We start from the raw sequence: 13,342 nt of genomic DNA, 5'->3' as shown, positions 1-13,342 counted from the left end.
ACTCATCTGCTTACGACACGCCATGTGGCCCCACTTGCCTCTCACAAGCCGCTCCTGTATGAGAACCGCCATGAACACGCGCGCCACCAACGCTTCCCGTCCGACCGGTTTTTCCGGCGAGACCGTGCGCGCGCTGGCCTCGACCCTGCTTCTTCTCGGCCTTATCGGCGATCGCCGGGTTCGCTGAAGGAGCGCCCGGCGGTCGAACCGCCGCGCAAGCGCATGCTCCTTGGCAATCACATCAAGCGAACGAAATTCTGGTAAAGGCGCCGCTCGCCATCAATCCACCTGAAGGTGGATCCATGAGCCGCCGGGAGAAACGACGATGAACGCACGAGAAGAGATCCGCTCCGATGCCGCGGTAGCCGGCAAGGATGCGACTAGAGGCATGCCTGACGCAGCCCGCAAATATCAGCCCTATCCCACCGTCGGCCTCACCGACCGCACCTGGCCCTCGAAGGTCATCGACAAGGCGCCGATCTGGTGCTCGGTCGACCTGCGCGACGGCAACCAGGCGCTGATCGATCCGATGGGCCACGAGCGCAAGGCGCGCATGTTCGGCCTGCTGCTCGACATGGGCTTCAAGGAAATCGAGATCGGCTTCCCATCGGCCTCGCAGACCGATTTCGACTTTGCCCGCTGGTGCATCGAGGAAGGCAACGTACCCGCCGATGTCTCGCTCCAGGTGCTGGTGCAGTGTCGGCCCGAACTGATCACCCGCACCTTTGAGGCGCTGAAGGGCGCCACCAACCCGATCGTCCATTTCTACAATTCGACCAGCGAATTGCAGCGCCGCGTCGTCTTCGAAAAGGACGTCGGCGGCATCAAGCGCATCGCCACCGACGCGGCCAAGATGATCACCGACATGGCGGCCAAGGCCGGCGGCGGCTTTCGCTTCGAATATTCGCCGGAGAGTTTTACCGGCACTGAGCTCGAAGTGGCGCTGGAAATCTGCAACGCCGTCACCGAGATCGTCAGGCCGACGGCGGACAACAAGCTGATCGTCAACCTGCCATCGACGGTCGAGATGTCGACACCCAACATCTATGCCGACCGCATCGAATGGATGTGCCGCAACCTCGACAACAGGGAGAACCTGCTGGTCTCGCTGCATCCGCACAATGACCGCGGCACCGGCATCGCCACCACCGAACTCGGCCTGATGGCCGGCGCCGATCGCGTCGAAGGCACGCTGTTCGGCAATGGCGAGCGCACCGGCAATGTCGACATCGTCACGCTGGCGCTCAACATGTACACGCAAGGTGTCGATCCCTTGATCGACTGCTCCGACATCAACCGGATGAAGGACGTCTACGAATATTCGAACCAGTTGAAGATCCCCGAGCGCCACCCCTATGTCGGCGAACTCGTCTACACCGCCTTTTCCGGCTCGCACCAGGATGCCATCAACAAGGGCATGAAGGCGCTGAAGAAGGCCAATACGAGCCTTTGGGAAGTGCCCTATCTGCCGATCGATCCGGCCGATGTCGGCCGCAGCTACGAAGCCATCATCCGCATCAACTCGCAGTCCGGCAAGGGCGGCATCGCCTATGTGCTGCAGGCCGACTACGGTCTCAACCTGCCGCGCAATTTGCAGATCGAATTCAGCCAGGAAATCCAGGCGATCACCGATGCCGAGGGCAAGGAAGTGCCGGCCCGGCGCATCTACGAGCGCTTTCTCGAGACCTATGTCGATCAGCCTGCCGCGCGGCTGAAATTCCTCGATCACCACACCTATCCCAGCACCGAAATCAAGGGCCGGCGCGTTGTCGAGGCCGTCATCCTCGACCAGGGTAAGGAAGTGACGATTACAGGCACAGGCACCGGTCCCATCGACGGCTTCGTCGATGCGCTGTCGCGTCATCTCGGTGTCGAGATGTCGGTGCTCGACTATTCCGAGCACTCGTTGCAGCGCGGCTCGAACGCGTCCGCCATTTCCTATGTCGAGATGGAATATCCCGGAGGCAAGCTGTTCGGTGCCGGCATCAACACCAACATCGTCGCCGCCTCGCTGGAAGCGGTGATGTCCGCCGCCAATCGTATCATTGGCAAGAAAGCCGGCTGACGCACGACCAGAGCAAAGATCGGGACCGTCCCAACCGGTTGATCGGTTCCGATCTTTCGAGCCATTAACCACCGCGGAATTATCCGGTGGGGTACGTGATCGCATAATGGGTGTATGCTTGTGTGGCGGTGCGGGAACTATATGATCGCGCCTCAACCTGTGCCGACTTCGAGAGGATCGACACTTGCAGCATGCCACGCCTGCCGCCCCCGCAGTGCGCGAGACACTGGAGCGACTGCTTGCCAGCCAAACGTTCGGTCGGTCCGAGCGTGCGCGCAAGCTGCTGCGTTATCTTGTCGAACGTGAACAAGCCGGCGAAGGCGACAGGCTCAAGGGCTTCTCCATTGCCATGGATGTTTTCGGCAAGGACGGCGATTTCGATCCGTCGACCGATGCCGTGGTGCGGGTGCAGGCAGGCAGGCTGCGCGAGCTTCTGCAGCACTATTTTGCCAATGAGGGCATTGCCGAACCCGTCCGCATCGCCATTCCGCGCGGCGGCTATGTTCCTGCCTATGAACTGAACGCGATCCGGCTGCCGGATGTTGCCGAGCTCAAACTCGACGGCGCTGTATCCGCCGATCCGCCCAACGACGCCAGCACGGGCATGCTGCACGCGGTATCGCTGGCTTCCGTACCGTCTTCGCCCGCCCCCTCGGTGGCGCGTCATCTCCGCTTCTTCTGGGTGGCGATCACCCTGGTCATCGCCATGCTGGGCGTATTGATCCTTCGACAGGGCAGCACTGCCTTGCTGACGGGCGGCGACATGTCGGCAACGCTCCAGACCGCCGGCGCAACCGGCAGCATCGTGCCATCGGCAATGGCTGACGTCCTGCCGCTCGTCCATATCGGCGTCAAGGCGGAAGGCGCCGATGCCAGTCGTGTCGCCGCGTCGTTGCGTGCCGGCCTGAGCGGCTTCGATACGATCGACTTCATCGGCCGCGACTCAGCCACCGATCCAGCGGACGATGCCACGAGCTTCATATTCGACATCCTGCCCGGACCAAACGCGGGCGACATCACCATCGAACTGCAAAGCATGGCGTCCGGACGGGTGCTTCTTTCACGCAATCTCACCCCTGCCGACAGCGCACCTGCCGCAGTCGAAGACCGTATCGCCGACATGCTGAGCTCGGCCCTTCCCGCCTCGGGCACGATCTACAACTATATCGAGCAGACCGGCGCGCCAAACGGTCTGACGCAATGCCTGCTGCTCAACGATAAATATTATCTCGACCAGAACGCCAGGACCCATGAGGCTGCCTATCGCTGCCTCGAAAAACTGGCCAATGGCGGAGCGAAATCCTCGCTCGTCTATTCGGAACTTGCCTCCCTGCATCTCGAGGCGGTCTCCGATCATTACGCCTATCCACCCAATGCGACGATTGAAAAGGCAATGGAGTTTGCCCATCGCGGCGTGCAGATGGGGCCGACCAGCCCTTATGCGCATCGCTCCTACGGCTACGTCAGTTCGCGCCTCGGCAACACCGACGAAGCGATCCGCTGGATGCGCAAGGCCTACGAACTCAATCCCTATGATCTCGGCATGGCTGCCACCTACGGCTATGGGCTGATCTTCGCCGGCCGCTACGCGGAGGGAACGCCGATCCTTGCCCATGCCGTGGAGACCTTCAGCGGCCACTCGACATGGTGGGATTACGGACTGTTCGTCGGCGAGTTCATGCAGGGCGACATGAACAAGGCCATCGCGGCCAGCACGGCACTGAGGACGACGGCAACGAAATCGCACTATCTGGCGGCGCGGCTGATCGGCGCCAAGGCTGCCGGACAGGACCATTTGGTGAGCACGCTGCTGAACCAACTGACCACCGAATTCCCTAAATTTGCCGCCGATCCGCGCGCGACCTTCGTCGAGCGGAAATATCCAGCCGACCTGACCGAGCGGCTGGTCCAGGCGCTGCGCGCCGCCGGGCTCGGCAACCCAAGCTGACACCATCAACCTCCGCGGATTGAGCGCGCCGCGTCCCGATGGATTTCCTGCACTCTTTCGCATGATGCCGATCAAGCGCCGAGTTCTGTCCGCAACCGTACGAATCGCGAAAATTTTACTGGCCATCGCTGTGGACTAGGAGCAATCCAGCCACAATTGGTGTCGCGCATCCTGCAATAACAAAAATCAGCTTTCATGACCGCATCGCTTTTTGCCGCCGAACAGGGTGTTGGCTCGAAGGCCATCGTCCTGCTGCATGGATTCGGCGGCTGCCACGATGTCTGGCGCGAGGTGATTTCCTCCCTGGCACCTTCCACGCACACACTGGCCTATGATCTGCCGGGGCATGGGTTGTCCCTCGATTTTCCCGCCGCCGGTCCGGCCAAGGTGGCGGCAAGGGCCGTGCTCGCCGATCTCTCGGAGCGTCGCCTGAAGCGCGTTCATCTCGTGGGCCACTCGATGGGCGGTGCGGTGGCGGCGCTGATGGCGCTGTCCGCGCCCGAAAAAATAGCCTCGCTGACGCTTTTGGCGCCGGGCGGCCTTGGCCCCGAGATCAACGGACCACTGTTGCGTCGCTATGCCGTCGCTGCGGATCGGTCCGAGATCCGGGCCTGCCTCGCCGCCATGTCGGGGCCAGGGACCCGGCCCTTCGATCGCACCGTGGACGTTCTCTGGGAAATGCGCAGGCGCCCCGGCCAGTTGGAAAAACTCGTCGAGATCGCAGCCGCCATGACCGTGGACGATCGGCAAGGCGTCATCCCGCACGATCGTCTCGACGGGCTGAACATGCCGGTGATGGTGGCGTGGGGAACCGACGACGCGCTGCTGCCCTTTACCCAGGCCGATGATCTGCCGGCGCATTTTCATGTGCACCATGTGCTGGAAGCCGGCCATATGCTGGCCGAGGAAGCCCCCGACCTCATTGCCGAGATCATTCGCCGCAACACCAACCGCCGCGCCAGGCCACAGCGCCAGAAATTAGCCGCCACGGCCAACTGACCTTTTCGCGCACAACACCTTCCTGAGCCTCGATCTCGTCCATCTCGCCAGTGCATTTTGCCGGCGGCTGTGTTAACCCCGTGTTAACCAAACCCGCGAGGCAGACGCCGATGAAGGAAGCAGGCGAGAAGACCATCGACCAGTCGAAGAAACTGTCCGACGCCATCCGTGATGTGAAAAATGCCTTCGCCGACCGCGACGATGTCGTCGTCGATATGCGTGAGGCCCATCGCATGCGCCTCGATCTGCTTGCCGCCGAGCTGGCGCCGGTTTTTGCCGATGTTCCGGCCGACATGGACAATTTCGACTTTGTCGTCTCGTCCGGCTTGCAGCCGCGCCTGTGGATCGACGCCGTCAGCCATGTCGCCATGGGACGCGACCGCCGCACCTATCGCTTCCTCAAGGACACCCGTATCGGCCGGGTGGTGCTTGCCGAATCCACCGAGATGAAGCCGGTTGTCGATTCCGTGACGCGCTATGTCGCCGAGCGTATCGTCGAGCGTCAGAGGATGATGGAAGGCGGGGTCGAGCCGGCTGTCGCCGGTATGAAACGCGCCGATGTATCGGAAGCCGAACCGCCACTGCGTGCGATGACGCGCGGCAAACGCTGGTCGGCCTTCCTGTCCGGGCTTGGCCTGGTCGCTGCCGGCGCGCTGGTCGGCCTTGTGGTGTCGGTCGTCTTGTTCTGGGACCGTATCGTCGCCATGGTTGTCAACTTGCGGCCATAGCGGCTCCAGCCGCGGCACCGAGCTCCAGCGTCTGCAAATCGGATGGCGGTATGGACGGCCCGGTCAGGCCGCGCCGTGTCAGCCGGATTCGCCAATTGCCCTTTTCACCGTCGATGTCGAACAGATTGTACTGCGCCGCCGGGTGCTTGCCGCCCGGCGCCTGGCCTGCGGCAGCAACGCCGACCGCCGGGATCCTGATGCCTCGACCGCCGATGAAGAACAGCGACGGCAGATGCGAGTGGCCGTGCAGCACAAGTTCGGCGCCATGGCGGCGAATGATCTTGTGAAAGCGGGCGATGCCGAACAGCCGCTTGTGCTGCGGGACCGCGCCGCGCACTGGCGGATGGTGGATCATGATGGCGCGGAACAGCCCCTGTTCGGCGGTATCCCGGAGGATTTTGCCGAGCCGCTCCGCCTGGCCTTCCATGAAGAACCCATTGGCCATGAAGGGTGCTGTGGCGCGTGCCGTCGAGACGCCGATCAGCGCGACATTGCCGCGCACGCGCAGATACGGGAACGCGTTGCGGTCGACCGGCGTGTTGATGCCGTCGCCGCTCATCCACGCCGCCCAGGATCGGCAGACCTTGTCGAAGGCGCCGGGCACATAGGCGTCATGGTTGCCCGGAACGACCGAAACATCATGCGGCGGTCCCAGCGTCTCCAGCCAGTGCCTGGCCATCTCGATCTCGCCGTCCAGCGCCAGATTGACCAGGTCGCCGGTGACGGCGAGGTGGTCAGGCGTGTTCGCCTTGATGTCGGCGACGATCGTGTCGATGACGGCGTCATGCATGTGGCGGCGGCGGTTGCGCTGCCAGTTGACGTAGCCGAGCACGCGCTTGGAGGCGAGATCGCGATAGGATACATCGGGGAGCGGCCCCAGATGGACATCGGAAATATGCGCGAGCCTGAACATTTCTCCTTCATAGGCGACCCGCGCTTGGCTTTCCACCCACGGTTTCGCAGCTGATGGCGAAGCCTGAAGATGCCTTCCGCCAGGCCGGCTGGGCGGGCCTCAGGGCCCGGCTGTTCCATCTCTATTTCGTGCTGCGGCGGCCGATGACGCTTGGCGTGCGCGGCCTGATCCACGACACGGCGTCCAATTCCGTCTTCCTCATTCGCCATACTTATGTGCCGGGCTGGCAGCTTCCCGGCGGCGGCGTCGAAGTCGGCGAGACGCTGGCCGAGGCGCTGGCACGTGAACTGGCCGAGGAAGGCAACATCGCGCTGACCGCCCCGCCGGTGCTCAAATCGATGCATTTCAATCGTCGCGCCAGCCGCCGCGACCATGTCGGCTTCTACCTGATCGAGCATTTCAGCCAGACGGCGCCGAAACTGCCGGACCACGAGATCGCCGAAGCCGGCTTCTTCCCGCTCGACCGCTTGCCCGAAAAAACGACGCCGGCGACGCTGCGCCGGATCGCCGAAATTTTTGGCGGCGAGCGGCCTTCGCCCTACTGGTAGATCAGGCCGCCACTTTTTCGAACCGCGCCCGGTCATGCCATGCGGCATAATCCAGTTCCGGGCCGGCAGGCACGATCCGCGTCGGATTGATCGTTTCGTGGCTACCGTAGTAATGCGCCTTGATGTGATGCAGATTCACGGTCTCGGCGACACCAGGCACCTGGTAGAGGTCTCGCAGATAATTCGACAGGTTCGGATAGTCGGCGATGCGGCGCAGATTGCATTTGAAATGGCCGACATAGACCGGGTCGAAGCGCACCAGCGTGGTGAACAGCCGCCAGTCGGCCTCGGTGATACGGCCGCCGACGAGATAGCGCTGTTTTGACAGCCGCTCCTCCAGCGTATCCAGCGCCGCGAACAATTCGCCGAACGCCTCTTCATAGGCGCGTTGCGTGGTGGCGAAGCCGGCGCGGTAGACGCCGTTGTTGACTGCTGGATAGACCAGCGCATTGATGCGGTCGATCTCGCGGCGCAGGTCCTCGGGATAGAAATCCAGGCTGGCGTCACCCCATTCATCGAAGGCTGAATTGAGCATGCGGATGATCTCGGAAGACTCGTTGGAGACGATGGTCTGCTCCTTTTTGTCCCACAGCACCGGCACCGTCACCCGGCCCGAATAGGCGGGATCGGCTTTGGCATAGATCTGGTGCAGGAAGTCGAGGCCGTAAGGCGTGTCGCCGGTGGCGCCGTCCTCAGCCACGAACGTCCAGCCGTTGGCGCCCATGAAATGATGCACCACCGACACCGATATGATGCCTTCCAGCTTCTTCAGCGCGCGAAAGATCAACGTCCGGTGCGCCCACGGGCAGGCAAGCGAGACATAGAGATGATAGCGCCCGGGCTCGGCCTTGAAGCCGCGCATCCGGCCTTCGGCCGGCGCCCCGTCAACGGTGATCCAGTCGCGCCATTGCGAGTGCGTTCGCAGGAACCTGCCGCCATTGTCCGCCGTATCATACCAGCGATCCTGCCACCTGCCTTCAACCAGCAATCCCATGCAAATCTCCTTGCGTCCTGTTGATTGATGTAGGCGCAAGATTGCCCTGTCGAAGACGTCAGGTGCTGAACAGACCGTCACTTGGCAGAAACGACGGACAAAAACGGCCGATTGCAGCGGCGGGAAATTGATGCTAGCGGACAATCCGCATGTTCGACTTTGCTTTGATCCGGTTTGACCGACGACGAAAGGGCGCCCGCGCTTGATGAAGCGCTGACTGGCGAACGCTGCCGTTTGCAGCAAACCTTTCCTCCTTACCGGAACGCAAAGACCATGAGCCTTGCCGACGTGAAATACCTGCCGGAAACCCCGGCGCATGACCTCCAGATCGAAGCCATCAACGACGAAGCCTTCGGGCCCGGCCGCTTTGTGCTGGCCGCCTACAAGATCCGCGAAGCCGGAGGGCATGAACGCTCGCTGTCCTTTGTCGCCGTCGACGGCGACCTTGTTGTCGCCTCGGTGCGCATGACCCGCATCGCCGCCGGCGCCGGTCGTGCGCTGATGCTCGGGCCGCTCGCGGTGCGGCCGGCCTTCAAGAATCTCGGCATCGGCCGCCGGCTGGTGGCAATCGCGCTGGAGGCCGCCGCCAAGGTCTGCGCGCCCGCCGTCATGCTCGTCGGTGACGAACCCTATTACGGTCCGCTTGGCTTCAAGCGGATCCCGCGCGGCCAGATTTCGATGCCGCGCCCCGTCGATCTCGACCGGCTGCTGTCACACGAGATCGTACCGGGCGCGGTCGCCAGGCTCTCGGGCGAGGTCTGCCACGCCGATCAGGCCAGGGTGGCCGATCCTATCGCGGCGATGGCTTGACCTTTCCCGTCGATCTGGCGCCTGATCCGTCCCACTGTTCCTGAGATCAAAGGATGACGCCATGAACCCGAACGGCCAGATCGCGATCGTCACCGGCGGCGGCTCCGGTCTTGGCGAGGCAACGGCGCGCGCGCTGGCCGCCAAGGGCGCCCGCGTCGCCATCTTCGATGTCGGTATTGACCGCGCGGCGAAGGTCGCGGCCGAGATCGGCGGCATTGCCGTCCAGTGCGACGTCAGCAGCGCCGACAGCGGAACCGCTGCATTCGCCGACGTCGCCGCCAAGCTTGGCGAACCGCGTATCCTGGTCAATTGCGCCGGCATTGCCATTGGCGTGAAGACGATCGGCAAGGATGGTCCCCATCCCCTCGATCAGTACCGCAAGGTGATCGAGGTCAATCTGATCGGCACGTTCAACATGATCCGCCTCGTCGCCGAGCGCGCGTCAAAGCTCGAGCCGCTGCAAGGTGGCGAGCGCGGCGTCATCGTCAACACCGCTTCGGTTGCCGCCTATGATGGCCAGATCGGCCAGGCCGCCTATGCGGCGTCCAAGGGCGGCGTCGTCGGCATGACGCTGCCGGTGGCGCGCGACCTTGCCCGTTCAGGCATCCGTGTCTGCACCATCGCGCCCGGCATCTTCAAGACGCCGATGATGGCCGGCATGCCGCAAGAGGTGCAGGATTCGCTGGGCGCCGCCGTGCCCTTCCCGTCGCGCCTGGGCGAGCCATCCGAATATGCCGCTCTCGCCCTGCACATCATCGAGAACCAGATGTTGAACGGCGAGACCATCCGTCTCGACGGCGCCATCCGCATGGCGCCGAAATAGAAGGTCATGAGCACCGGCCTGTCCGCTGCCGGGAAGACCGGTCCGCTGGCCGGGCTGAAGGTGATCGAGATGGCCGGGCTCGGCCCCGTGCCGCTGGCCGGCCTGTTGCTGTCGGAGATGGGCGCGCAAGTGCTGCGCATCGAACGGGCGGGGAAGAGCCAGCTCCTGTCGCTGCCGGATGAGTACAACATCGATCGCCACGGCCGCGCCCTCCTGCGCCTCGACCTGAAGCGCCGGGAAGGCACCGATCTGCTGCTGCGCCTGGCCGAAAAGGCGGACATCTTGCTCGAAGGGTTTCGTCCCGGCGTCATGGAACGGCTTGGCCTCGGCCCGGAGGCAGTGCTGGCGCGCAACTCGGCGCTGATCTACGGCCGCATGACCGGCTTCGGCCAGGATGGGCCGCTCGCCGGCCGCGCCGGCCACGACATCACCTACCTCGCCTATTGCGGCGTGCTGCACGCAATTGGCCACGCCAACAACCGCCCCGTCCCACCACTCAACCTCGTTGCAGACTACGGTGGCGGCGCCATGATGCTGGTTGCCGGTATGCTGGCCGCCTTGTTCCAACGCTCGCGCACGGGCAAGGGGGAGGTCATCGACGCCGCGATGGTCGAAGGCGCCTCGATGCTGGCGGTGCCCCTGCACGCCTTGATGGCCGCCGGGTTGTGGAGCGAAAAGCGCGGCGCGAACCTGCTCGATTCCGGCGCCCCCTTCTACGACACCTATGAGACGGCAGACGGACGCCACATCGCCATCGGCTGCCTCGAGCCGCAATTCTTCGCCGAATTCGTCAGGCTGCTGCCGCTCGACGAGCGCTTTGTGTCCGGCCAGTACGACAAGGCACTGTGGCCGCCGATGCGCGCGGCCATCGCCGATCGGGTCCGGCAGAAATCGCGCGACGACTGGGACCTGCTGTTTGCCCAGACCGATGCCTGCGTCGCTCCCGTCCTGTCGCTGCAAGAGGCGAAGCACCACCCGCACAATCGGGCGCGCAACGCCTTTGTGAGGGCGGGTGCATTCGAGCGCCCTGCCCCGGCGCCGCGTTTCTCGAGCTCGCAACCGACACTGGCCACTATGCCCGGCGATGAGGATTTGTCGCCGGCGACAATACTGGCACGTTTCGGCCTTGCGAAAGCCGAGATCGACGACCTTGTCAAATCCGGTTTGCTGACCGATAACTAGAGAAGAAAAATCAACTTATTGCGGTGCTGCCTTGGACGAACCGAAGAAGGACGTGATCCGCGAGACAGACGCCGAAGCGATCCGGCTGGGCAAGACGCTTCTGCGCAGCGCCCGCTTTGGCGCTCTGGCGGTGATCGAACCGCAAACCGGCTGGCCGCTGGCCAGCAGGGTCGGCGTGGCCACCGACATCGATGGCGCGCCGCTGATCCTGGTGTCGATGCTCTCGGCGCGCACCGGGGCCCTGCTTGCCGATCCGCGCTGTTCCCTGTTGCTTGGCGAACCCGGCAAAGGCGACCCGCTGGCGCACCCGCGCCTGACTCTGGTCTGCCAGACGGCACGGCTTGAGCGCGGATCAAGCGAACACACCCGCGCCGAACGCCGCTATCTCAACCGCAATCCCAAGGCGAAACTTTACGCCGGTCTCGGCGACTTTTCGATCTTTCGTCTTGAGCCGCAACGCGCCAGCCTCAACGGTGGCTTCGGCAAGGCCTATCAGCTCGATCAATCGGATCTGCTCACCAGCGGACCGATCGTCGAGGAACTGGCGGCGAGCGAACAATCCGCCATCGACCACATGAACGCCGACCATCTCGACGCGATCGCCGTTTATGCAAAGCACTTCACGAAAGTGTCCGGTAACGGCTGGAGCGTTGCCGGATTCGATGCCGATGGTATGGATCTGGTGTCGGGCGACGATGTTTGCCGGGTCTTCTTCCCACAACCCCTGGCGGCAGCACGCGAATTGCGACACGTTCTGGTCGAAATGGCCAGGGTCGGAATGGCCTCGGTCGACGCTGGGACCGGACTTAATTATGATTGATCAAAAGCAACACTTGAGATTTAAATGAAATGCTCTACCTTTTGTTGATGACGCTGAATCGCATGCGCCGATTCACGAGTGAGTTTATGGAATCAGATGCCATTGCCCCCATGGCGTCAGGATGAACAAGAAGCATGGGGGATCGATGGTCTCGACAAAGCTAATCGTCAACGCCGAAGCGGCGGCCGAATTTCTCATGCTGATGGGCAATGAGAAGCGGCTGTTGATCATGAGCTATCTCGCCGACGGTGAAATGTCGGTCGGCGCCATCGCCGAGAAGGTGATGCTCAGTCAATCCGCCCTGTCCCAGCATCTGGCCAAGTTGCGGGCGCTCGACCTCGTCGAAACCCGCCGCGACCGGCAGATGATTTACTATTCCTGTAAATCCGACGCCGTGCGCGAACTGCTCCATATGCTGGACGGCATTTTCGGCAGCGGCAAGGATGACCTGTCCCAGATGGCGCACCGTTTGCGCCGTGCCGGAACCTGACCACCCTGTAGCCGCTGTCCTCGCCGGCGACTTCAGAGCGACATGCGCCCATCCGGGCGCACAGAGGTAGCTGATCGTTTTCAGAGCGACATGCGCCCATCCGGGCGCACAGAGGTAGCTGATCGTCTCGAATTGTCGCATCGTGCTTTCCGAACCAAAGGTGAGCGCCGCGGATCGGTCCGGATTTTCGGGCCGATGCGACGGCCGCGAGGAATGCATGGATCCCATTCGCATTGACGACCCGCAAGATCCGCGCGTCGCTGCCTATCTCGACATCCGCGAGCGCGACCTCGCCGGCCGGCAAGGCCGCTTCGTCGCCGAAGGCAAGGTGGTGCTCGACCTGCTGCTCTCGGCCGGACGTTTTGCCGCCGAATCGGTTCTGGTCCTGGAAAACCGGCTGGCCGGCCTCGAGGATATCCTGCGCAAAGCGCCGGCCGACCTCCCGATCTATGTCGCCACCAGCGCGGTTATGGACGCAATCGCCGGATTTCACATGCATCGCGGCATCCTGGCCATGGGACGCAAGGGGGCGCCGCAGTCGGCTGAGGCTCTTCTCGATGCCTTGCCGGCCCGGGCGCTGGTCGTGGTGCTCGTCGGCATCGCCAACCATGACAATATGGGCTCAATCTTCCGCAACGCGGCCGCCTTTGGCGCCGACGCGGTTCTGCTGGATGCAACATGCTGCGATCCGCTCTACCGCAAGGCGATCCGCGTTTCCGTCGGCGCCGCGCTGAAGATCCCTTTCGCATCGTTCAACGACGCCGCCGACTTCACGACGATGCTCGTCCGGCGGGGCTTCGAACAATTCGCGCTGTCGCCACGCGGGCTGACCGACATCCGCGATGCGCAGCGGAGCGAGCGCCTGGCGCTCTATCTCGGCACCGAGGGCGAAGGCTTGCCGGACAGCCTGCTTGCAAGCCTGCACACTGTGCGGATCACCATGTCGGAAGGCTTCGACAGCCTGAACGTCGCAGCCGCATCAGCCATCGCGCTGCATCATTTTTCGGCAAAAGAGAGCTGAT

General features: G+C 63.2%; 13 protein-coding genes. 11 read left to right on the top strand and 2 right to left on the bottom strand.

The window, feature by feature from the left end; all coding sequences use genetic code 11:
- Window positions 1-325 precede the first annotated feature (325 nt).
- The 4 genes from leuA to FCU66_RS15615 all read left to right on the top strand — a co-directional run bounded on the left by leuA (window position 326) and on the right by FCU66_RS15615 (window position 5,740).
- The gene (gene leuA / locus FCU66_RS15630) at window positions 326-2,065 is read left to right on the top strand and encodes a 2-isopropylmalate synthase (protein WP_136616837.1); all 1,740 of its coding nucleotides are present in this window, start codon (window positions 326-328) and stop codon (window positions 2,063-2,065) included.
- A 184-nt stretch (window positions 2,066-2,249) separates the two neighbouring features.
- Window positions 2,250-4,013: a tetratricopeptide repeat protein gene (locus tag FCU66_RS15625; RefSeq protein ID WP_136616838.1), complete on the top strand. Its 1,764-nt coding sequence runs from the start codon at window positions 2,250-2,252 to the stop codon at window positions 4,011-4,013.
- 195 nt (window positions 4,014-4,208) lie between these two features.
- On the top strand, window positions 4,209-5,012 hold the full coding sequence (locus tag FCU66_RS15620; protein ID WP_136616839.1) for an alpha/beta fold hydrolase: 804 nt from the start codon (window positions 4,209-4,211) through the stop codon (window positions 5,010-5,012).
- Between the two features lie 110 nt (window positions 5,013-5,122).
- A complete protein-coding gene (locus tag FCU66_RS15615; RefSeq protein WP_136616840.1) occupies window positions 5,123-5,740 on the top strand; it encodes a hypothetical protein in 618 nt (205 codons plus the stop codon).
- Here FCU66_RS15615 and FCU66_RS15610 read toward each other — a convergent pair.
- Window positions 5,724-6,653, bottom strand: coding sequence for a metallophosphoesterase family protein (locus FCU66_RS15610; RefSeq protein WP_136616841.1), 930 nt, complete (start codon window positions 6,651-6,653; stop codon window positions 5,724-5,726). The genes FCU66_RS15615 and FCU66_RS15610 overlap by 17 nt on opposite strands.
- A gap of 53 nt (window positions 6,654-6,706) precedes the next feature.
- On the opposite strand from FCU66_RS15610, the gene FCU66_RS15605 reads away from it, so the two are divergent.
- Window positions 6,707-7,201, top strand: a complete 495-nt coding sequence (locus FCU66_RS15605) for an NUDIX domain-containing protein (protein WP_136616842.1) — start codon at window positions 6,707-6,709, stop codon at window positions 7,199-7,201.
- A gap of 1 nt (window position 7,202) precedes the next feature.
- Here FCU66_RS15605 and FCU66_RS15600 read toward each other — a convergent pair whose 3' ends face one another.
- Window positions 7,203-8,195 carry a glutathione S-transferase family protein gene (locus FCU66_RS15600; RefSeq protein ID WP_136616843.1) on the bottom strand — a complete coding sequence of 331 codons (993 nt, stop codon included), beginning with the start codon at window positions 8,193-8,195 and terminating at the stop codon, window positions 7,203-7,205.
- A gap of 273 nt (window positions 8,196-8,468) precedes the next feature.
- Here FCU66_RS15600 and FCU66_RS15595 point away from each other — a divergent pair, with 273 nt between their 5' ends.
- The 6 genes from FCU66_RS15595 (at window position 8,469) to FCU66_RS15570 (ending at window position 13,341) form a co-directional block, all read left to right on the top strand.
- The gene (locus FCU66_RS15595; protein WP_136616844.1) at window positions 8,469-9,005 is read left to right on the top strand and encodes a GNAT family N-acetyltransferase; all 537 of its coding nucleotides are present in this window, start codon (window positions 8,469-8,471) and stop codon (window positions 9,003-9,005) included.
- 61 nt (window positions 9,006-9,066) lie between these two features.
- A complete protein-coding gene (locus tag FCU66_RS15590) occupies window positions 9,067-9,828 on the top strand; it encodes a 3-hydroxyacyl-CoA dehydrogenase (protein ID WP_136616845.1) in 762 nt (253 codons plus the stop codon).
- A 6-nt stretch (window positions 9,829-9,834) separates the two neighbouring features.
- A complete protein-coding gene (locus FCU66_RS15585) occupies window positions 9,835-11,010 on the top strand; it encodes a CaiB/BaiF CoA transferase family protein (RefSeq protein ID WP_136616846.1) in 1,176 nt (391 codons plus the stop codon).
- Between the two features lie 31 nt (window positions 11,011-11,041).
- Window positions 11,042-11,830, top strand: a complete 789-nt coding sequence (locus FCU66_RS15580; protein WP_136616847.1) for a HugZ family pyridoxamine 5'-phosphate oxidase — start codon at window positions 11,042-11,044, stop codon at window positions 11,828-11,830.
- Between the two features lie 145 nt (window positions 11,831-11,975).
- Window positions 11,976-12,320, top strand: coding sequence for an ArsR/SmtB family transcription factor (locus FCU66_RS15575; protein WP_136616974.1), 345 nt, complete (start codon window positions 11,976-11,978; stop codon window positions 12,318-12,320).
- 217 nt (window positions 12,321-12,537) lie between these two features.
- The gene (locus FCU66_RS15570; RefSeq protein ID WP_136616848.1) at window positions 12,538-13,341 is read left to right on the top strand and encodes a TrmH family RNA methyltransferase; all 804 of its coding nucleotides are present in this window, start codon (window positions 12,538-12,540) and stop codon (window positions 13,339-13,341) included.
- Window position 13,342 lies beyond the last annotated feature (1 nt).

This window comes from Mesorhizobium norvegicum (genome assembly GCF_004919685.1).
Classification (GTDB): domain Bacteria; phylum Pseudomonadota; class Alphaproteobacteria; order Rhizobiales; family Rhizobiaceae; genus Mesorhizobium; species Mesorhizobium norvegicum.
This window is presented reverse-complemented; position numbering and strand designations above follow the sequence as displayed.

Excerpts from the sequence above, each read along its gene's own strand:
- leuA (WP_136616837.1), top strand. The coding sequence starts at position 326 with ATGAACGCACGAGAAGAGATCCGCTCCGATGCCGCGGTAGCCGGCAAG.
- FCU66_RS15620 (WP_136616839.1), top strand. The coding sequence starts at position 4,209 with ATGACCGCATCGCTTTTTGCCGCCGAACAGGGTGTTGGCTCGAAGGCC.
- FCU66_RS15615 (WP_136616840.1), top strand. The coding sequence starts at position 5,123 with ATGAAGGAAGCAGGCGAGAAGACCATCGACCAGTCGAAGAAACTGTCC.
- FCU66_RS15610 (WP_136616841.1), bottom strand. The coding sequence starts at position 6,653 with ATGTTCAGGCTCGCGCATATTTCCGATGTCCATCTGGGGCCGCTCCCC.
- FCU66_RS15605 (WP_136616842.1), top strand. The coding sequence starts at position 6,707 with ATGGCGAAGCCTGAAGATGCCTTCCGCCAGGCCGGCTGGGCGGGCCTC.
- FCU66_RS15600 (WP_136616843.1), bottom strand. The coding sequence starts at position 8,195 with ATGGGATTGCTGGTTGAAGGCAGGTGGCAGGATCGCTGGTATGATACG.
- FCU66_RS15595 (WP_136616844.1), top strand. The coding sequence starts at position 8,469 with ATGAGCCTTGCCGACGTGAAATACCTGCCGGAAACCCCGGCGCATGAC.
- FCU66_RS15590 (WP_136616845.1), top strand. The coding sequence starts at position 9,067 with ATGAACCCGAACGGCCAGATCGCGATCGTCACCGGCGGCGGCTCCGGT.
- FCU66_RS15585 (WP_136616846.1), top strand. The coding sequence starts at position 9,835 with ATGAGCACCGGCCTGTCCGCTGCCGGGAAGACCGGTCCGCTGGCCGGG.
- FCU66_RS15575 (WP_136616974.1), top strand. The coding sequence starts at position 11,976 with ATGGTCTCGACAAAGCTAATCGTCAACGCCGAAGCGGCGGCCGAATTT.
- FCU66_RS15570 (WP_136616848.1), top strand. The coding sequence starts at position 12,538 with ATGGATCCCATTCGCATTGACGACCCGCAAGATCCGCGCGTCGCTGCC.